Source organism: Limnohabitans sp. Rim28, assembly GCF_000293865.2.
GTDB lineage: Bacteria > Pseudomonadota > Gammaproteobacteria > Burkholderiales > Burkholderiaceae_C > Limnohabitans_A.
The window spans coordinates 167,272-185,467 of the sequence record NZ_ALKN02000002.1; the positions used below are offsets into that span (position 1 = coordinate 167,272).

Annotated in this window: 18 protein-coding genes and 1 other RNA gene; 9 read left to right on the forward strand and 10 right to left on the reverse strand. The window is 57.8% G+C overall.

The window, feature by feature from the left end; all coding sequences use genetic code 11:
* Positions 1–26: 26 nt before the first annotated feature.
* Positions 27–485: a ribonuclease HI gene (gene rnhA / locus B472_RS03330; RefSeq protein WP_019425333.1), complete on the reverse strand. Its 459-nt coding sequence runs from the start codon at positions 483–485 to the stop codon at positions 27–29.
* A complete protein-coding gene (locus B472_RS03335; protein WP_019425334.1) occupies positions 482–1,294 on the reverse strand; it encodes a class I SAM-dependent methyltransferase in 813 nt (270 codons plus the stop codon). Before B472_RS03335 ends, rnhA begins: the two co-directional genes overlap by 4 nt.
* Between B472_RS03335 and gloB the strand changes: the two genes are divergently transcribed.
* Both gloB and B472_RS03345 read left to right on the forward strand, forming a co-directional pair.
* Positions 1,293–2,066: a hydroxyacylglutathione hydrolase gene (gene gloB, locus B472_RS03340; protein WP_026039196.1), complete on the forward strand. Its 774-nt coding sequence runs from the start codon at positions 1,293–1,295 to the stop codon at positions 2,064–2,066. The genes B472_RS03335 and gloB overlap by 2 nt on opposite strands.
* A complete protein-coding gene (locus B472_RS03345) occupies positions 2,063–3,640 on the forward strand; it encodes a transglycosylase SLT domain-containing protein (RefSeq protein WP_019425336.1) in 1,578 nt (525 codons plus the stop codon). The genes gloB and B472_RS03345 overlap by 4 nt, the downstream gene beginning before the upstream one ends.
* A gap of 18 nt (positions 3,641–3,658) precedes the next feature.
* Here B472_RS03345 and B472_RS03350 read toward each other — a convergent pair whose 3' ends face one another.
* The 4 genes from B472_RS03350 to dnaX form a co-directional block, all read right to left on the reverse strand.
* A complete protein-coding gene (locus B472_RS03350; protein WP_238147372.1) occupies positions 3,659–4,726 on the reverse strand; it encodes an ABC transporter substrate-binding protein in 1,068 nt (355 codons plus the stop codon).
* A 165-nt stretch (positions 4,727–4,891) separates the two neighbouring features.
* Positions 4,892–5,482 carry a recombination mediator RecR gene (gene recR, locus B472_RS03355; protein WP_019425338.1) on the reverse strand — a complete coding sequence of 197 codons (591 nt, stop codon included), beginning with the start codon at positions 5,480–5,482 and terminating at the stop codon, positions 4,892–4,894.
* A 10-nt stretch (positions 5,483–5,492) separates the two neighbouring features.
* Positions 5,493–5,816, reverse strand: a complete 324-nt coding sequence (locus B472_RS03360; protein ID WP_026039198.1) for a YbaB/EbfC family nucleoid-associated protein — start codon at positions 5,814–5,816, stop codon at positions 5,493–5,495.
* Between the two features lie 44 nt (positions 5,817–5,860).
* Entirely contained in the window at positions 5,861–7,765 is a 1,905-nt protein-coding gene (dnaX, locus tag B472_RS03365; RefSeq protein WP_019425340.1) for a DNA polymerase III subunit gamma/tau, read from the reverse strand.
* A 165-nt stretch (positions 7,766–7,930) separates the two neighbouring features.
* Here dnaX and ffs point away from each other — a divergent pair.
* Positions 7,931–8,027: signal recognition particle sRNA small type (gene ffs, locus B472_RS03370), an RNA gene on the forward strand.
* 94 nt (positions 8,028–8,121) lie between these two features.
* Here ffs and B472_RS03375 read toward each other — a convergent pair.
* Together B472_RS03375 and B472_RS03380 are read right to left on the reverse strand one after the other, a co-directional pair.
* Positions 8,122–8,418: a hypothetical protein gene (locus tag B472_RS03375; RefSeq protein ID WP_192877846.1), complete on the reverse strand. Its 297-nt coding sequence runs from the start codon at positions 8,416–8,418 to the stop codon at positions 8,122–8,124.
* Between the two features lie 85 nt (positions 8,419–8,503).
* Entirely contained in the window at positions 8,504–9,814 is a 1,311-nt protein-coding gene (locus tag B472_RS03380; protein ID WP_050995401.1) for a TIGR03862 family flavoprotein, read from the reverse strand.
* 103 nt (positions 9,815–9,917) lie between these two features.
* On the opposite strand from B472_RS03380, the gene trxA reads away from it, so the two are divergent.
* From trxA to ppk2, 6 genes are all read left to right on the forward strand, one after another.
* The gene (gene trxA, locus B472_RS03385) at positions 9,918–10,250 is read left to right on the forward strand and encodes a thioredoxin TrxA (RefSeq protein WP_019425343.1); all 333 of its coding nucleotides are present in this window, start codon (positions 9,918–9,920) and stop codon (positions 10,248–10,250) included.
* A gap of 246 nt (positions 10,251–10,496) precedes the next feature.
* The gene (rho, locus tag B472_RS03390; RefSeq protein ID WP_019425344.1) at positions 10,497–11,759 is read left to right on the forward strand and encodes a transcription termination factor Rho; all 1,263 of its coding nucleotides are present in this window, start codon (positions 10,497–10,499) and stop codon (positions 11,757–11,759) included.
* 84 nt (positions 11,760–11,843) lie between these two features.
* Positions 11,844–12,107, forward strand: coding sequence for a type B 50S ribosomal protein L31 (locus tag B472_RS03395; protein WP_019425345.1), 264 nt, complete (start codon positions 11,844–11,846; stop codon positions 12,105–12,107).
* Positions 12,108–12,164: 57 nt separating this feature from the next.
* Entirely contained in the window at positions 12,165–14,006 is a 1,842-nt protein-coding gene (locus B472_RS03400; protein ID WP_019425346.1) for a hypothetical protein, read from the forward strand.
* A 3-nt stretch (positions 14,007–14,009) separates the two neighbouring features.
* Complete coding sequence (locus tag B472_RS03405; RefSeq protein WP_019425347.1) at positions 14,010–15,371, forward strand: MATE family efflux transporter; 1,362 nt, start codon at positions 14,010–14,012, stop codon at positions 15,369–15,371.
* Between the two features lie 93 nt (positions 15,372–15,464).
* Positions 15,465–16,373 carry a polyphosphate kinase 2 gene (gene ppk2, locus B472_RS03410; protein WP_019425348.1) on the forward strand — a complete coding sequence of 303 codons (909 nt, stop codon included), beginning with the start codon at positions 15,465–15,467 and terminating at the stop codon, positions 16,371–16,373.
* A gap of 109 nt (positions 16,374–16,482) precedes the next feature.
* Here the strand turns inward: ppk2 and B472_RS03415 are convergent, their stop codons facing one another.
* Together B472_RS03415 and B472_RS03420 are read right to left on the reverse strand one after the other, a co-directional pair.
* The gene (locus B472_RS03415) at positions 16,483–17,436 is read right to left on the reverse strand and encodes a metallophosphoesterase (protein WP_019425349.1); all 954 of its coding nucleotides are present in this window, start codon (positions 17,434–17,436) and stop codon (positions 16,483–16,485) included.
* Positions 17,437–17,527: 91 nt separating this feature from the next.
* Complete coding sequence (locus B472_RS03420; RefSeq protein WP_019425350.1) at positions 17,528–18,190, reverse strand: ParA family protein; 663 nt, start codon at positions 18,188–18,190, stop codon at positions 17,528–17,530.
* Positions 18,191–18,196: the final 6 nt, after the last annotated feature.

An 18,196-nucleotide genomic window follows, 5' to 3' on the forward strand; every position in this document is an offset into this window, starting at 1 on the left:
CCAGGCTGCGCCAACAGACCCTCGACTTAGGCCGTGCTGGAGCGCCCCAAAGCTTTGTCTACGCCTTGATTGGCCAAGGCGTCGGCCCGCTCATTGCCAGGATCGCCGTTGTGGCCTTTGACCCAGCGCCAATCGATGCGGTGTCCCGAAGACGACACCACGGCGTCGAGTTTTTGCCACAAATCGGCATTTTTGACCGGTTGTTTGGCTGCGGTGCGCCAGCCCCGCGCTTTCCAGCCGTGGATCCACTCGGTGATGCCTTTGCGCACGTACTCGCTGTCTAAATAGAGCGTCACCTGGCAAGGCCGCTTGAGCGCGGACAGGCCTTCAATGACCGCCATCATTTCCATCCGGTTGTTGGTGGTGTTCAGCTCGCCGCCAAACAACTCTTGAACATGCTGGCCCGATTGGAGCCGAACCCCCCATCCCCCTGGGCCAGGGTTGCCTTTGCAGGCGCCATCGGTGTGAATTTCAACGGAGGTCAAATGCGGTCTTTCTCGGTCAAAGGTCGGCTGACCAGGTTGTCGGAACGGGCAACGGGCGCGGTTGCGACAGCGGGCGATCGTACCGTGCGCCAAGCCCTGGATGGCAAAAGTCGGCCAGCAGGTACGCGCTTGGTGGCCAACAACAGGTAGACCCCACCAAAAATGGGCCACCAGCGCTCGCCAGCGGTTTCCATCCAAAGCCATCGCTGCATCCAAGCCTCGGTGGCGAATGCCGGTGTCCACCCCCCAAAGCGGCTGACTTGAACTTCAAACCCCAACAAACGCAGCCAGTCGCGCAGGCGCCGGTATCCGATGAGGGGCTGCGCCGGGTTGGACAAGATGCGGCGTTGGCCACCCCGCGTTCGACGCCAACCCCAAGCACTCATGGGATTCAGGCCCGTGATCAACACCTGCCCCTCGGGAATCAACACCCGCTCGACTTCACGCAAACAGGCGTGCGGGTCGGCCGAGCGCTCCAGCGTGTGGGGCAAGACCACCAGATCCAGGCTGTCGGCCTGCCAAGGCCAAGAGCGGCTGTCCAACCACACATCGGGGTTGAACCCCGCAGGTGGGACTGTGCTGGACCATTCGAACTCCGCGCAGGCTTGCCAGCGGTGGGGCATGCGATTTTGGCGCAAGGCTTGCAGCTCGGGCCAGCCCAACTGCACCGCGTGGTAGCCAAAGACGTCGGCCAACAACTGGTCGGTTTGGGCTTGCTCCCAAGCCAACAAGCGTGAAGCCACCGGCTGACCCAAAGAGGCCAACCAAGCGGTCGTGGGGTCTTGGCTTTCTATAATGAAAGGCTCCATGAAACTCATAGCCCTGCCCGCTTTCGCAGACAACTACATTTGGTTGTTGCACACAGACCGACATGCCCTGGTGGTCGATCCTGGCGACAGTGCGCCTGTGCTGGCTTGGATGCAAGAACATCCAAGGGTGGAATTGGACACGATTCTAGTCACGCACCACCATGCCGACCACACGGGTGGCTTGTTGGCCTTGGTGGCTCAAACAGGTGCGCGCGTGTTGGGTCCGGCTTTGGAAAAAATGCCGGTGGCCTCGCAAGGCCTTCAGCAAGGCGACCGCTTCGATTGGCAAGGCTTGGGTTTTGACACGCTGGAAGTGCCTGGACACACCTTGGGACACCTGGCTTTTTGGGCCCAGCCACACCAGCAAGACCCGATCCTTTTTTGTGGTGATACCTTGTTTTCAGGGGGATGCGGTCGCTTGTTTGAAGGCACACCGGCCCAAATGTTGGACTCATTGGACCGGTTGGCCGCGTTGCCGGGCGACACCCGGGTGTGTTGCGCCCACGAATACACCTTGTCCAATCTACGCTTCGCACTGACGGTCGAACCCGACAACGCCGCATTGCGATCTCATTTTTCGTGGTGCACCCGGCAACGCGAACAAGACTTGCCGACGCTGCCGGTGGCGCTGCACACCGAACGTGCCATCAATCCTTTCTTGCGCAGCCGTGAGCCTGCTGTCGCCGCTGCCGTGCACCAGCAAGACCCTCTGGCTTTGGACGATGTGTCCACCTTTGCGGCTCTGCGCCAATGGAAAAATATTTTTCGATGAACTTGTTTTCCTTCACTTTTGCCAGCATCTCCCGCCTCCACGGGAGCTTGTTGTTGGCTGTGCTCCTGAGTGGGTGTGCGACCACCTCGCCCACACCCACAGCAGACCGCTCGCCCGCTCAGACTGCACCCACAGCGGCCGAAGCTGATCGAGCCCCATCGGTCCCTAACGCGCCTGTTTCGGCACCATCGGCACAGGCTTCGGTTGCGCCATCATCAGACCGCGCTGTCGATCTGAAAGCCAATGCCCTGATGGGTCTGCAAGCTCAAACCGACATTTGGGAGCGGATCCGCATGGGTTTTGCCATGCCCGATTTGGACAACGATCTGGTGCGCAACCGCGAAGTTTGGTACGCCAGTCGGCCAGATTATTTTTTGCGCATGACCGAACGCTCAAGGCCCTATATTTTTCACATCGTTGAAGAGCTAGAACGCCGCAAAATGCCCACCGAGCTGGCACTGCTTCCCTTCATCGAATCGGCCTTCAACCCCCAAGCCGTCTCCAGTGCCAAAGCCGCAGGCATGTGGCAGTTCATGCCGGCCACGGGCAAATACTTCGACCTCAAACAAAATCTGTTCCGAGACGAGCGCCGCGACGTGCTGGAATCCACGCGCGCTGCGCTGGACTACCTGCAAAAGCTCTACAACATGTTCGGCGATTGGCATCTGGCCCTGGCGGCTTACAACTGGGGGGAAGGCAGTGTAGGCCGTGCCCTGGCCCGCAACCGGGCACAAGGCAAGCCCTTGACCTACAGCGACCTGCGCATGCCCGATGAAACGCGGTTTTATGTGCCCAAGCTGCAAGCGGTGAAAAACATCATTGCCCAGCCTGAGGCTTTCAAAACCGTCTTGCCACTGATTCAAAACCACCCTTTTTTCAAGAGCGTCCCGATCGACAAAGACATCGATGTGGAGATGGCCGCCAAACTGGCCAATGTCAGCTTGAAAGACTTCAAGGCCCTCAACCCGGCCATGAACCGCCCGGTCATTTTGGCGGCAGGTACCCCCCAAATCTTGCTGCCTTGGGACAATGCCACCGTGTTTGAAAACAACCTGCAGTCGCACAGGGACACCCGCTTGTCATCTTGGACCGCCTGGTTGGCACCCCGCACCATGAAGGCCGAAGACGTCGCCAAAGAAGTCGGCATGTCTGCCGAACAGCTGCGGACAGTCAATGGCATTCCACCGCGCATGTTGGTCAAGGCGGGCTCCACTCTGCTGGTCCATCGTCCACACCAAAAGGAAACCAATGTGGCCGAACATCTGGCCGACAACGGGCACTTGCTGCTGGCGCCTGAGGTGGTGCTTCGCAAGGTGTTCATCTCGGCACGTCAAGGCGACACCTTGGCCTTGTTGGCGGCGCGGCACGGTGTGACCGCCGCCAACTTGGCCACCTGGAACGACCTGAAACCCAACGCCAAGTTGACTGCGGGCAAGAAGCTGGCGGTGTTGGTGCCCTCCAAAGAAACCCGGCGTTTGGGCAAAACAGCCCCGACAGCTGGCCAAGGGAAAAAGCCAAGTTCTGTTAAAACCAAACCTGCCTCAAAGTCCACACAACGCAGGGCCCAGCGCTGAGCCCAAAGCTTGGGGGACTCAGCCCCCCATGCGCACCCTGATCCGCTGGGGATTTTGAGCGCTGTTCGCGAAAAAGTTGGTGAATGTGCGATCGGGCAAAATCCGCGTCGGGGCGGTGACGCCCTTCAAACCCGCATGGGCTTGCCAAGCACGGTTGACCTCCGGGCCTCGAATCAGGCCATCCACCGCATAAGACTCACGCAGCTTTTCAAAGGCGCCCAAATAAGCGGCGCGGTCCCAGGACCAATGGCTGGGTGGCACAGTCTTCAAAATGTCCGTGAGCCCGGCAGAGGGCAGCCATTTCAGCGCCAGCACCACCGCATCCGTCAAAGCTTGAACACGTTCGGGTTGGCGCTGCAAAAAGTCCGCGTGTGCAAAAAGACTGGCTCCCGGCACAGCGCCACCCAAGACCTGGCGTGTGCCTGCAAGGGTACGCGTTTCACCCAGCAAACGGATTTCATTTTTTTGCTCGAGCCAGTGCATGATCGGATCGGGATTGCACAAAGCATCGATGCTCCCGGCACGCAATGCATCCAACACCCCCGTTGATGAACCGACCTCCACAAACACGACTTCATCCGTGGAAAGCCCATGGCGCCTGAGCCACTGACAAGCCATCCAGTGGGTGGTGGAATCGAGCGCCGAGATGCCCAAGCGCGCACCACGCAGATCGGCAAAGGATTGCCAAGACTTGCCGCCTCGCGTGCTCCCGCCCAAACTGACTTGTGGGGTTCGGCACATCTGAACAAAGCTCATGAACGGCTGCCCTTTTTGGTGCAAACCAAACAAATGCTCATACGCACCCGCCATCACATCGGCTTGGCCGGTCAGCACACTTTGCAAAGCTTGAGCCCCAGATTCGTGGGTTAGCCATTCAACCTGTATGCCCGTCAAGCGAAAGAACCCCAGGTGTTCGGCCACCGTCAAAGGCAAGTGATACAGGCTTTGATTCGCGGCCAACGCCAGCTTGATGCGGGTCAAGGGCCGCGCAGACTCAGTGGGTATCGCACTCAGGCTCGACACCGCTGTCAGCGAGCCCATGGCCGCCAACAAAAGTGAACGACGCGTGCGATGGTCTGGCGACACCAGTGATGCTCCTGAAGTTAGAGCATGGAGCTTAGTCAATCGCGATGGATTTGCCATCGGGAATGTTCCCAAGCGGGTTTTCACGGAGTCCCGGAAATGGCGTGGCCAGACTTGCCGCCACTCTGACCTGTCGCAGTGCCTTTGCGCACAGGCCCTGGTGTCCGTTCAGCGCCGATCGACCAGCGCGTGGGCGATGGTGCCCAAGTCCACGTATTCCAGCTCGCTGCCTGCGGGAACGCCCCGGGCCAGGCGCGTCACGCGCAAGCCTTGTTGGCGGATCATTTCAGAAATCACATGGGCGGTGGCCTCACCCTCGGCGGTGAAGTTGGTCGCCAAGATCACCTCGGTCAACACGCCATCGCCTACACGTTGCTTGAGCTTGGCCAGGCCAATGTCGTGCGGGCCAATACCGTCGAGCGGGCTGAGCTTGCCCATCAGCACAAAGTACAAGCCCCGGTAAGTGCCCGTGCGCTCGATGGCCGATTGGTCGGCCGGGGTTTCGATCACGCACAGCTGGGTGCGGTCACGGGTGTCGTCCAAGCAGGTGTCGCACAGCTCGGCCTCGGTGAAGGTGTGGCAACACGCACAGTGGCGTATTTTTTGCACTGCGTTGTCCAGTGCCGAAGCCAATTGCCGGGCCGTGGCCCGGTCGTTTTGCAGCAGCTGAAAAGCCATGCGCTGGGCCGACTTGATACCCACCCCTGGCAAGCCCTTGAGGGCCTGCACCAGTGTGGCAAGGGCGTGGGTGTCGGCCATGTTCAAGTGGTCAGAAAGGCAGCTTCATGCCCGGTGGCAAACCGGCAGTGAGCTTGCCCATTTTTTGCTGCGAGACTTCTTCGGCCATGCGCACGGCGTCGTTGAAGGCGGCGGCCACCAAGTCTTCCAGCATGTCCTTGTCGTCGGCCAGCAAGCTGGGGTCGATGGTCACTCGGCGCACGTTGTGCTTGCAGGTCATCAGCACCTTGACCATGCCGGAGCCGGCTTGGCCTTCTACCTCGACGAATGCGAGTTCGTCTTGGGCTTTTTTCAGGTTGTCCTGCATGGCTTGGGCTTGTTTCATCAAGCCAGCGAGTTGTCCTTTGTTGAACATGGGGTTTCCTTCGGTCAAAGTGGGTGTCGGGGATGGAGTAAAAATCAAATGACTTGGATGCTGCCGGGCACGATTTTGGCCCCGAAGTCACGCACCATGGCCTGCACCAGTGGGTCGCTTTCAATCAGCGCCTTGGCCGCCAGCATTTGCTCCGCGGCTTGGACGGCCAGACGCCGGGCAGGGCTGTCGGTCACGGCGCCAATTTCGACGCCGAGCTGGACATGGCCATGGCCGGCAGCTTGCAAAGCCGTTTGCAAACGCTCGCGGCTGGCGGCGTGGTTCAGGGTCTCGCGCTCCACGCGGAGCTGCCAATGACCTGCATCGCGACCCAAAAGTTGGGACTGCAGGGCCAATTCGCGCACCAAGGCCGTGATGGCGTCTTGGTCCATGAGGCCTTGCACCACTTCAAACCAAACATCGCCTTCTGGCGTGGTCTGCACAGCCGCGGGTACAGCCAACGTAGGCACATCGGCGCGCACAGAAGGCATGACCTCACGCACGGGCAAAGACCGCAAAGCGGGCGCTGCATGGGGCACCTCTTGCACAGGCTCATGCTGGACAGGCGGGTGGATGGCCCCGGCATCGGCATGGTCGGTGGTGTCGGGCCAATCCTCCCATGGGGGCGTCTCGGACAGGGTCGGCTCTGACGCAGTGGGCACAACCGGCACGGCATGGGCCCGGCTGATGACAGGCTCCACTGCGGGCGATGACACCAGCGGCGTGACCGCCGGTGCCGCCTTCGGGGGCGTCACCTCACGGGGTGGGGCTGTGACTGGCGCTGCGGGTCGGGTGGGCTCAGGGGTGGCCCGAGGGCTGGTCAGCGGGCTTTTTTTTTCCGCCAATCCCGCTTGGGGCTTGAAAGCCAACAAGCGCAACAGCACCATGGTCAGCGCCGCGTATTCGTCTGGGGCCAAACCCAGCTCTGTGCGTCCGTGCAGACACAGGCTGTAGAGCAATTGGGTTTCTTCGGCGGGCATGGCTTGTGCCAAATCGGCCAATCCCTGGGTGTCAGGATCGTCACCGTCTTGCGCCATGCTGGGGACCATCTGCATCACGGCCATGCGCTGCAGCAGCATGGCCATGTCTTCGAGCGTGGCGGCAGCCGACACGCCTTGCAGGCGCAAGGCGTTGATCTGGTTCACCACGGCTGCACCGTCGCCCTCGGTCAAGGCGCGGATCATGTGCATGACATGGCTGCGGTCCACGCTGCCCAGCATCTGGCGTACGCCGGCCTCTTGCAATTGGCCATTGCCAAAAGCAATGGCTTGGTCGGTCAGGCTCAGGGCGTCGCGCATGGAACCGCGCGCAGCGCGGGCCAACAGGCGCAAGGCCAAAGGCTCGGCGCTCAGCTGCTCTGCGGCCAGTACCTGGGTCAGGTGTTCAAACACCGTCTCGGGAGCCATGGGGCGCAGATTGAACTGCAAGCAACGCGAAAGCACCGTCACGGGCACTTTTTGCGGGTCGGTCGTGGCGAGCACGAACTTCAAATACTCAGGGGGTTCTTCGAGGGTCTTCAACATCGCGTTGAACGCGGTGTTGGTCAACATGTGCACCTCGTCAATCATGAAGACCTTGAAGCGCCCTTGCACAGGCTTGTACACCGCCTGCTCTAGCAAACTTTGCACCTCGTCCACGCCACGGTTAGAGGCCGCATCGAGTTCGGTGTAGTCCACAAAGCGCCCGGAATCAATGTCGCGGCAAGCTTGGCACACACCACACGGCTCGGCGGTAATGCCCCCCTGCCCGTCCACGCCCTGGCAGTTGAGCGACTTGGCCAAAATGCGCGACACGGTGGTTTTGCCCACCCCCCGGGTGCCGGTGAATAAATAGGCATGGTGCAGGCGTTGCTGCACGAGGGCATTGGTCAACGCTTGAACCACGTGTTCTTGCCCCACCATTTCGGTGAAATTGCGGGGGCGGTATTTGCGCGCAAGAACGAGGTAAGACATGGGGCTTGATTCTATCGGGCTCCGCAAGCCGGCCCGGCTGAATGGATCTGGATCTCTTTGCACCCCATGGCGAGCCATGACTCGGCTCAAAGAAAGAGAGAACAGCCCGAGAGAAATACAGACTTTGGCGTTGGTGCAAGCCCAAGCTCGCCTACAATTGAACCCGACGGGCCTTCCCGCATGGTGAAGCGGCCAACCGGGTCAGGTGGGGAACCAAGCAGCCCTAACTGTGAATCCAGTGCCGGGGTCAAGGCTCGTCACCTTTTTTGTCGTTCAAGACCTGCGCCCAGGCCTTCCTTGTGTAACGACCCAACCCTCCGCACGCTCTGGCCGTGCAAGGGTTTTCCTTAATCCCATCAAGCCAAACGACGCCCCAAAGTGGCGAAAGAGCGCTTTTTGTCGTTGTTGACGCCGATGCGGGGAGCGGCTGTGCGAACAGCGCTGGTCAACATGTCAGCCACCAACACATCTGCTCGGGCGTGAGGGCCGTGCCGGTCGGTTTCGAAAGCCAAACGGGTGGTATTGGCCATTTGGGCCACGAAATTTTGCGGGTAATCCCTGACGGAAAATCCACGCAGCGTCATGACTTTCATGAATGCGTTGGCGGCCTCTTCGATGGCACGCTGGTATTCTTGGCTGGCTTCTGGCGTCATGTCGACCTCTTGGGTTGGATTGAATGTTTGACCCATCCTCAACGCAGCAGTTCAGGCGTTCGATGACACGACATGTGTGAAATTGTTACAAATTTGTCAAAATACTTTGACCCGCCCGCCATCCACTGGCCAAACTGGCCGTCAACAAGTAGCCCCCCGTCGGGGCTTCCCAATCCAACATTTCCCCTGCGCAGTAAACGCCCGGGCGGCTGAAGACCATCAATTCAGGGGTCAAAGCTTCCAAAGCGACCCCTCCCGCCGTGCTGATCGCCTCCGCTATGGGACGCGCTTGTTTCAAAGGCAGCTTTAAACTTTTCAGCAACAAGGCCAACGCATGTGGATCGGCCAACTGTTCTGCAGAACACAGCTCATGCACCAAACCCACCTTGACGCCGTCGATCCCCAGGCGACTCTTCAAATGGCTGGACAGGCTCCTGCTGCCTCGCGGCCAGCAAACCCCGGACAAGACTTGCTCGGGGGTTTTGTGGGGGAGTAAATCCAGCACCAGATGGGCTGCGCCTCGGTTCAAGTCTTCGCGCAAATGTGCGCCCGCAGCGTATATCAGGCTGCCCTCCACACCCGTGTCGGTGACGACAAACTCGCCTTGCCTTGAAAACCTGGGCGGTGCATCCAGGGCTTGATCGGAACCCGCATCCACCCGCAAAACCACAGATTTCACAGGGTGGCCCGAAAACTTGGTTCTGAAAAAATCAGTCCAACCCATGCCCTCTCGGCCCAGCACATCGAAACCACAATTGGCCGCTTGCAAGGGCACCACGGCCACCCCTTGTTCAGCCAAAACCGGGACCCAAGCACCATCGGAGCCCAAATGCGGCCAACTGGCGCCCCCCAAAGCCAACAAAGTGGCTTGGGCTTGAACGCGTTGAAAGCCTGTTGGGCCAGTGGGTTCAAACACCAATTGTTGACCTGCCCAACCTCGCCAGCGATGCCGCATGTGAAATTGCACGGGCACCCCTGCTGCCGGGTGCCGCAGGCGTTGTAGCCAAGCCCTGAGCAGGGGCGCCGCTTTCATCTCTTGGGGAAATACACGGCCAGAGGTGCCCACAAAAGTCTGGACACCCAAAGATTCAGACCAATCCCGAATTGCCTGCGCATCCATGTCGTCTAACCAAGTGCCCACTTGCGATTGGCGTTGACCAAAACGCGTCCGAAACAGATCGATTGGCTCTGAATGCGTCAGGTTCAATCCGCCCTTACCGGCCAACAAAAATTTGCGCCCCACCGAAGGCATGGCATCAAACAGGTGCACCGAAACCCCTGCCTGAGACAAGACCTCGGCGGCCATCAGTCCTGCGGGTCCACCTCCCACAATGGCCACATCCACCTGCAGCAAGGGGGCCCCCACATCATCGGGGGTCAAACTTAAAAGAGTCATGGGTGTGCAACTTGTCCACCACATTCAAAGGAACGAACGCAGCAGCTTTCTGTCAAAATAGATCAACTTTAGCCGCAACTACATTGTTCATAAGGAAAAGGCCATGGCCAGCGATCTGATCAAACACATTACCGACGCCACTTTCGAAGCCGACGTGCTCCAGTCCGGCCAACCCGTGGTCGTTGATTTCTGGGCCGAATGGTGCGGGCCTTGCAAAATGATCGCCCCCATCCTGGACGAAGTGGCCACGGCCTACGAAGGCAAACTGCAAATCACCAAAATGAATGTGGACGACAACCGCGACATCCCCGCCAAATTCGGCATTCGTGGCATTCCTACACTCATGATCTTCAAAGGTGGTCAGCTCGCTGCCACCAAAGTGGGCGCCATGAGCAAGTCCCAATTGACCGCATTCATCGACCAACAACTGGCTTGATGCGTTCAAACCGTCCGGCTTGACCTGACGGACCCCGCGCAACCGGGCCTTGATGGCCCGGTTTTTTCTTTTCAGGGCCGCACGAAAACCTGTCATAATTTCCAGCAGGCAACCCGAACACGGGACAGCGCCAAGACTGCCGGAAGCACAAGCCCCCAACCCCGGGCGGCATCCGGTTCAGAACATTCCACCCGGTTATCTTCTAAAACGGTTCACAACGAACCGATTCGCCACAGGCCCATTCCCATGCATTTGAACGAACTCAAGGCACTCCATGTGTCCGAACTCCTGAAGCAAGCTGACACGCTCGAAATTGAGAACACAGGTCGGATGCGCAAACAGGAGCTGATGTTTGCCATCATCAAAAAACGCGCCAAAGCGGGCGAGCAGGTCTTTGCCGACGGCGTGCTGGAAATCTTGCCGGACGGTTTCGGCTTTTTGCGCAGCCCCGACTCCAGCTACACCGCTTCTACGGACGACATCTACATCAGCCCCAGCCAGGTGCGCCGCTTCAATCTGCACACGGGCGACATGATCGAAGGCGAAGTGCGCATCCCCAAAGACGGCGAGCGTTACTTTGCCCTGACCAAGCTGGACCAAGTCAATGGCGACTTGCCAGAGAACAACAAACACAAGGTCATGTTCGAGAACTTGACGCCTTTGTTCCCCAAAGAGCAGATGCGTCTGGAGCGTGACATCAAGGGTGAAGAAAACATCACCGCCCGCGTGATCGACATCATTGCACCCCTCGGCCGTGGCCAGCGCGCCCTGATCGTCGCGCAGCCCAAGTCGGGCAAAACGGTGATGATGCAGCAAATCGCGCACGCCATCACCGCCAACTACCCCGATGTGCACCTGATGGTGCTGTTGGTGGACGAGCGCCCTGAAGAAGTGACCGAGATGCAACGCAGCGTGCGCGGCGAAGTCATCTCCTCCACCTTTGACGAACCCGCTTCGCGCCACGTCCACGTGGCTGAGATGGTGATCGAACGCGCCAAACGCTTGGTCGAGTTGAAAAAAGACGTGGTCATCCTGCTGGACTCGATCACCCGCTTGGCCCGCGCCTACAACAACGTGGTGCCTTCATCGGGCAAAGTGCTCTCGGGCGGTGTGGATGCCAACGCGCTGCAGCGCCCCAAGCGCTTCTTTGGCGCAGCCCGCAATGTGGAGGAAGGCGGCAGCCTGACCATCATCGCCACGGCGTTGGTGGACACCGGCAGCCGCATGGACGAGGTGATCTTTGAAGAATTCAAAGGCACGGGCAACTGCGAAATCCACCTCGAGCGCCGTCTGTACGAAAAACGCGTGTTCCCAGCCATCAACCTCAACCGCAGTGGCACACGTCGCGAAGAGTTGCTGTTGCAGCCTGAAGTGCTGCAAAAGACCCGCATCTTGCGTCAATTCATGTACAACATGGACGAAATCGAAGCGATGGAAATGGTCTTGAAGAGCATGAAGGCCACCAAGAACAACTCCGAGTTCTTCGACATGATGCGACGCGGCGGCTGATACCCTATAATCTACGGTTTTGCGGAAAGTGCTCTCAGATAGGCTGAAGAGTGGCTACCGTAGCGCAAATAAAAGGATTTCCCCATGAAAGACGGCATTCACCCTAATTACCGTGAAGTTTGCTTCCAAGACATGTCCAATGGCTTCAAGTTCGTGACACGTTCATGCGCCAACACCAAAGAGATGATCAAAATGGAAGATGGCCGCGAGCTGCCTTGGTACAAGTTGGACACGACCAGTGAGTCGCACCCCTTCTACACCGGCACGCAAAAGTCGGTCGACAACATGGGCGGCCGCGTGGAGAAATTCCGCAACCGTTTCGGCAAGACCACCACCATCGCCAAGTAATTCGCGCATTGGTGTTCCCCAAAAGGGCAGCCCGGGCAACCGGCCTGCCCTTTTTGCATGGCGGCTTGCCGCATGCTGTCCAAAACAGGATGCATGGTTTTTAAAATATGCTCCACTGATCCAGCCATCACCCACCCGACTTCAGCCTTGTCCGTGAACCAAACCACCCCTGCCATCGTTGCCCAAAGTGCTGTACGGCGACTGCCACGTCTGGCTTTGTTGCTGCTGTGTGCGGCTTACGTGCTGTCTGGCTTTTGGGGACGCGAGCCTTGGAAATCACAAGACTTAGAGGCGCTGGGCTACATGCTCCAACTGGCGCAACCAGCGGCTGGCGAAATCGCCAATTGGTTCCGCCCCAGCTTGATGGGCCAGCACGACCCTCAATTGGCCCTTTTGCCTTATTGGCTGGGTGCTGTCTTCATGTTTGGCGCCCCCGCCGGTTGGGAAGACGCCTTTGCGCGCATGCCTTTCATCGCCATGTTGGCGCTGACCTTGGCTGCGACATGGTATGCCGTGTATGCCTTGGCACGACACCCTGCAGCCCAACCTGTGGCCTTTGCGTTTGGCGGTGAGGCGAAACCAGCGGATTACGCCCGCGCCTTGGCCGATGGCGGTTTGCTGGCCTTGTTGGCCTGCCTCGGCTTGGCCAGATTGGCCCATGAGGCCACCCCTGCACTGAGTCAGCTGTGCTTTGCCTCCCTCATTTTTGTGGGTTTGTCGACCCTGCCCCGTTGGCGTTTACACAGTGGCATTGCCATGGGTGTCGGCATGCTTGGCCTCACGCTTTCTGGCGCGCCCAGCGTTGCCCTGTGGCTGGGCATTGGCGGCTCCGTATTGAAAGCCCTCGGACAAAGCGACCCCACGCAGGCGCGGCTTCGCATGCTCGATCTGGGCTTGTTGGCTTTGCTGTGTCTGCTGTGCATCACCACCGCGGGCTACCTCGATCTTTGGCGGTGGCGTGTTGTGCCACACACCTTGTTGGACCTGGATGTGCTGGCCAAACTGTTGGTGTGGTTCACATGGCCCGCTTGGCCCTTGGCCGCGTGGTCTTTGTGGCGCTGGCGACTCCAGCTGTCGCGTGGCTGGCGCTTCCCGCATTTGGCTTTGCCCTTGTGGTTCATCGTGGTCACAGTCGCTGCCACTTGGTTGACCGGCATGTCCGACAGGGCCCTTTTACTGGCGCTGCCAGGAATTGCCGCTTTGGCTGCTTTCGCTTTGCCTACGTTGAGGCGCAGCTTGGGTGCGCTGATTGACTGGTTCACACTCTTGTTTTTCAGTTTTTGCGCATTGACCATTTGGGTGGTTTGGATCGCCATGCAAACTGGATTTCCAGCCAAACCCGCTGCCAACGTTGTCAAACTGGCGCCTGGTTTTTTACCGGAGTTTTCCGTCCTCACGTTTGGTTTGGCTTTGCTGGCCACGCTGGCCTGGGCTTGGCTGGTGAAGTGGCGCATCGGCCACCACCGTGCAGCCATCTGGAAAAGCATGGTCTTGCCAGCAGCAGGCGCCGTGCTGTGCTGGCTTCTGCTCATGAGCCTGTGGCTGCCCCTGCTTAACTTTGCGCGCAGTTACGTCACCATGGTCCAAAAAGTACAAATGGTCACGGGAACTTCCCCTTGCTTGCAATATGCAGGCATCACGCAAGCACAAGGCGCTGCACTTTTATTTCACGCACAAGTCCGCCTCCAAGCGGCCCAAGCAGCCGGCAGTGACTGCCCATGGCTGGTGATCGACGAACGCAACTTGCCCCTGCTGGAGGACAAACTCAAAGCATGGGGGTGGGTCCAAGCCGCCAAAGCAAAAAGGCTCGGCGACCGCAGTGAAAGCTTGTTGATTTTTCGACCACACCCCGACAAGTTGAGTCAGGTTCCCAGCGCAACGGCATCGGTTAACCAATAAGCCATGTCTGAACTGCGAACCATCAGCCGTCACGCAGGCACCGTGCTGGTGGGCCAACTGGCCGTCATGTCCTTTGGCGTCGCGGACACCATCATCGCGGGCCGCTACAGCCCCCATGCACTGGCGGTGCTGTCCCTGGCATCGTCCATTTACATCAGCATTTATGTCGCGCTCAACGGCATGTTGCAAGCCTTGCTGCCGGTCTGGGCCGAATTGCACGGCGCCAACCGACCCCTCGACATTGGCCGCTCCGTGCGTCAAGCCCTGTACATCGCCTCGGGTGCTGCCGCTTTAGGCATGGCCGGCTTGTTGTTTCCAGATCCATGGCTGTCGTGGACCCAAGTGCCCCCTGAACTGTGGCCCGATGTCCGCTCGTATTTGCGCGTCTTGGCGGTCGCCTTGGTGCCGTCTTTGCTGTTTCGCATGTACAGCACCCTGAACCAAAGTTTGGGCTATCCCCGTTTGGTGACCTGGTTACAAGCCGGTGCATTGCTGGTCAAGATCCCGCTGTCCGTGGTCTTGACATTTGGCATGGGCGATCAGGCAGGCATGGGTGTGGTGGGTTGCGCCTGGGCCACCTTGGCGGTCAACACCCTGATGATGTTGACCGGCCTTTGGCTGCTGAAAACCCAAGACATTTACCGCCCCTATCAGCTGTGGCGATGGCCAGAAAAAGTGCAATGGCCTGTCATTCGACATTTTTTGCGCATGGGCATCCCGGCGGGCCTTTGCATCATGGTGGAAGTCACATCGTTTACTTTGATGGCCTTGTTCATCGCCCGTTTGGGCTCGGTCGCCTCGGCCAGCCACCAAATTGCAGCCAGTTTGGCGGCCGTGCTCTACATGGTGCCCCTGGCTTTGGGCATCGCCAGCAGTGCGAGAACGGGGTATTGGTTGGGCGCGGGCGATGCACGCCGTGCACGCCAAGCGGCCGGTATGGGCATTGGCCTGGCCATTGGCGCGGCGGTCTGCTGCGCATCTCTTTTGCTGCTGTTCCGCGACAGCATTGCCCAAGCCTTTACCAACGACCCCTTGGTGGCAAAAGCCGCCGTGGTTTGGCTGGGCTGGGTGGCCCTGTACCACCTGGCCGATGCGTTGCAAGCGGTGTGCGCCTACTTGTTGCGCTGCTACCGCATCACCATTGCGCCCTTGCTGATCTACGCCGCATTCTTATGGGGTTTCGGTCTTTATGGCGGGTACCTTTGGGCCTACGACAGCAGCGCCCTGGATGGTTGGTTCAGTTGGACGGCCCGTCCAGCGGTTGATGCCTTCTGGATCAGCAGCAGCTTGGCGCTGGCCACTGTATCTCTGATGTTTACCGCCCTGTTATGGCGCGCGACCAAAAACCCAGAAAGCCACATCTGACAGGCAAGCCCTTACTTGCAGCCAAACGTCTAAAAGTCATCAAAGGGTCACAATCAGAAAGGACATTAGTGATCAAGAACATAAGGGATCGCCATGTCTACATCCGATGCCATCAATGAAGTCCAAATGCGTCAACTGCGAGAGGATTTGCTCGACAGCATGGACGAGGAATTAGAACTCGAACTGGACGACAGATGGGGGGCTGACCAAGCCGCCAACGACGCCCAGGTGGGCGATCGGATTCGCTACTTCCGAGAGTTACTGCGCCTGCAATCCGAATTGGTCATTCTGCAAGACTGGGTGGTCAAAACCGGCCACCGGATGGTCGTCTTGTTTGAAGGCCGCGACGCGGCAGGTAAAGGCGGCGTCATCAAACGCATCACGCAACGACTGAACCCACGGGTTTGCCGAGTAGCCGCGCTGCCTGCGCCCAACGACCGTGAAAAAACACAATGGTACTTTCAGCGTTACATCTCACACCTGCCCGCAGCCGGTGAGATCGTTTTGTTTGACCGAAGCTGGTACAACCGCGCAGGTGTTGAAAAGGTCATGGGCTTTTGCAATGACGAAGAATACGAAGAATTTTTTCGATCAGTACCCGAATTCGAAAAAATGTTGGTGCGAAGCGGCATCCAATTGGTCAAGTACTGGTTTTCAATCACCGACGATGAGCAACATGCCCGCTTTCTTGGGCGAATCCACGATCCACTGAAACAATGGAAACTCAGCCCCATGGATTTAGAAAGCCGCCGCCGCTGGGAAGACTACACACGCGCCAAAGAAACGATGATTGAAAGGACCCACATTCCCGAGGCACCTTGGTGGGTTGTTCAAGCCGTTGACAAGAAAAAAGCACGCCTCAACTGCATTGACCACTTTTTAAACCAAGTGCCTTACCACGAAGTTGAACACGCTGAAGTCAAATTGCCGGGCCGCGTCCGTAACCCAGATTACATCCGCCACCCGGTGCCCAAGGACATGATCGTGCCAGAAAAATACTGAAACATTCATGGATTCAAAAGATCGACCTGAAGGGTATCACCGAACAAAGAAATCATAGGCCCAGCCCGGTCAGTGGGTACGTGCTGAAGCCGCTGATCGGCGTCTTCAATTACCGGGAGGGCTCAATCAACTCAAAAGAGAAAGAACCTCTCTTGACGTTGACCATCACAGCTCGAACATCGGACGCACCCGGCACGATCAAGCGAGTGACATTGCGCAAAGGTTTTTTCTCCAGTGTGAACGGTTGATCGATCTTGAATTGGTGACTGTCTCCGTGCACGACCAACACTGGCTTTCCCCAACGCTGAGCTAGAGGCAACAAGGTGCCACCGATGCTTTGACGAAAACCCGACCAGCCCGGGAAATCCTCCCAAGCTGTTTTTCCCTCCAAAACATCCGCCTGAAATGAAACAACCATCGCATCGGCCTGCATCTGAATCGCTTGCTCAAAGCTGGCCCGAATCCAAGCCACATTGGCGCTATCGCGTTCAAAAAATTCATGAACCGCTGCCTTATCGCGGCTCTCCAAATTGTTGTTGCTACCCACCACGTGCAGCGTTACGAACAACACCTTGTCGTGAATCCATCGCATGTTCTCAATGAACTTGCCATGCTGAGGATGCACACTGGACTGGTTGAGGACGGTGATGGGCTTGGAGCCTAAGGACAAGCCAGACGTGAAAAACATCTGCCGAATCGTGTCCAAGCGCTCCAATGGGTCAAAACTTCCATTGTTGACACGATGGCAGTCTGTCCATTCGTTGTCACCAGGTGTGTAAACCACAGCGCCTTTGAATTGCTGGAAGTGTTTTTTTTGTTGCGCAAACTCTTCATCACTGCAAAGTGATGAACCCGACTTGATGTCTCCCACATGAACAGAAAAAGCAGGCCCTATCTGGTTAATTCGGTCAATCAAGGCTCTGTAAGAAGGACCCGATTTTTCTGGTGCTCCATAAGGCAAATCTCCCAATGCCACAAAGGAGAAAGCAGATTGCCCAAAGCTTGCGGTTGAAGTCAACACCCAGACCAAAGACCCACAAATAAATCTCAAGATTTTCAACATGGCTGGATCAAATAAATAACTAAAACACAAAAATAGAAGTCATCGCATCGACAAGACAACCCAATTCAAATCGAAAAAAATTGACCCAAGGCTACGTCCCCATGGCCAGCTTAAGAAATGCTTGCTCAATGTCAAGTGCCGTCAGTCGCAGGTGCGGGTTACTCGATTCGCTGCCAGCGCGTCCCGCATCCAAATCCAGCTGAAACCCGTCACGCTCAGGCCAAACGGCATTGAGCATGTCGAATCCCGCATCAAAAATCATTGACTCTGCCTGCTCAATCAAGCGCTGAGAGCGCCCTGTTTTTGACAATACCAGCACAATCTTATTGCTGACTGAGCGTGTCTTGGCCAGCCGCCGGGCCAAGGCCAAAGTCGGGCGCAAGTCATCCAGGGAAGTACCCGTTGGCAAAAAGACCACATCGCTTTCTTGACTGACATCCTCAGTCAGCTCATCTGCCAAACCACGTGTGTCGACCACCACCAAGTCATAACCTGAAACTGTCTTGCGTAACTTCTTTAAACTTTTAAAAGCCCGGGCCTCAATTTCAGGTTCGATGCCATGACGCATCCGCAAAGCACTCCATTCAACGCAAGTCAATTGCTCCAAATCAAAATCACCGATCAACACTTTGTGCTTTTGACGGGCAGCAGCCACTGCCAAAACTCGCGCCAATGTGCTCTTACCCACGCCGCCCTTTTGTCCGATGAATGAAACGATTCTCATGGTGAATTCAGCTTTAAAAAAGGCAACCAACGGCCA

Bases quoted from the DNA above. Each gene is read 5' to 3' on its own strand.
- rho (WP_019425344.1), top strand. From the start codon at position 10,497: ATGCATTTGAACGAACTCAAGGCACTCCATGTGTCCGAACTCCTGAAG.
- B472_RS03415 (WP_019425349.1), bottom strand. From the start codon at position 17,436: ATGTTGAAAATCTTGAGATTTATTTGTGGGTCTTTGGTCTGGGTGTTG.
- B472_RS03360 (WP_026039198.1), bottom strand. From the start codon at position 5,816: ATGTTCAACAAAGGACAACTCGCTGGCTTGATGAAACAAGCCCAAGCC.
- B472_RS03335 (WP_019425334.1), bottom strand. From the start codon at position 1,294: ATGGAGCCTTTCATTATAGAAAGCCAAGACCCCACGACCGCTTGGTTG.
- dnaX (WP_019425340.1), bottom strand. From the start codon at position 7,765: ATGTCTTACCTCGTTCTTGCGCGCAAATACCGCCCCCGCAATTTCACC.
- ppk2 (WP_019425348.1), top strand. From the start codon at position 15,465: ATGTCTACATCCGATGCCATCAATGAAGTCCAAATGCGTCAACTGCGA.
- B472_RS03345 (WP_019425336.1), top strand. From the start codon at position 2,063: ATGAACTTGTTTTCCTTCACTTTTGCCAGCATCTCCCGCCTCCACGGG.
- recR (WP_019425338.1), bottom strand. From the start codon at position 5,482: ATGGCCGACACCCACGCCCTTGCCACACTGGTGCAGGCCCTCAAGGGC.
- gloB (WP_026039196.1), top strand. From the start codon at position 1,293: ATGAAACTCATAGCCCTGCCCGCTTTCGCAGACAACTACATTTGGTTG.
- B472_RS03405 (WP_019425347.1), top strand. From the start codon at position 14,010: ATGTCTGAACTGCGAACCATCAGCCGTCACGCAGGCACCGTGCTGGTG.
- B472_RS03375 (WP_192877846.1), bottom strand. From the start codon at position 8,418: ATGACGCCAGAAGCCAGCCAAGAATACCAGCGTGCCATCGAAGAGGCC.
- B472_RS03380 (WP_050995401.1), bottom strand. From the start codon at position 9,814: ATGACTCTTTTAAGTTTGACCCCCGATGATGTGGGGGCCCCCTTGCTG.
- trxA (WP_019425343.1), top strand. From the start codon at position 9,918: ATGGCCAGCGATCTGATCAAACACATTACCGACGCCACTTTCGAAGCC.
- B472_RS03400 (WP_019425346.1), top strand. From the start codon at position 12,165: ATGGCGGCTTGCCGCATGCTGTCCAAAACAGGATGCATGGTTTTTAAA.
- B472_RS03395 (WP_019425345.1), top strand. From the start codon at position 11,844: ATGAAAGACGGCATTCACCCTAATTACCGTGAAGTTTGCTTCCAAGAC.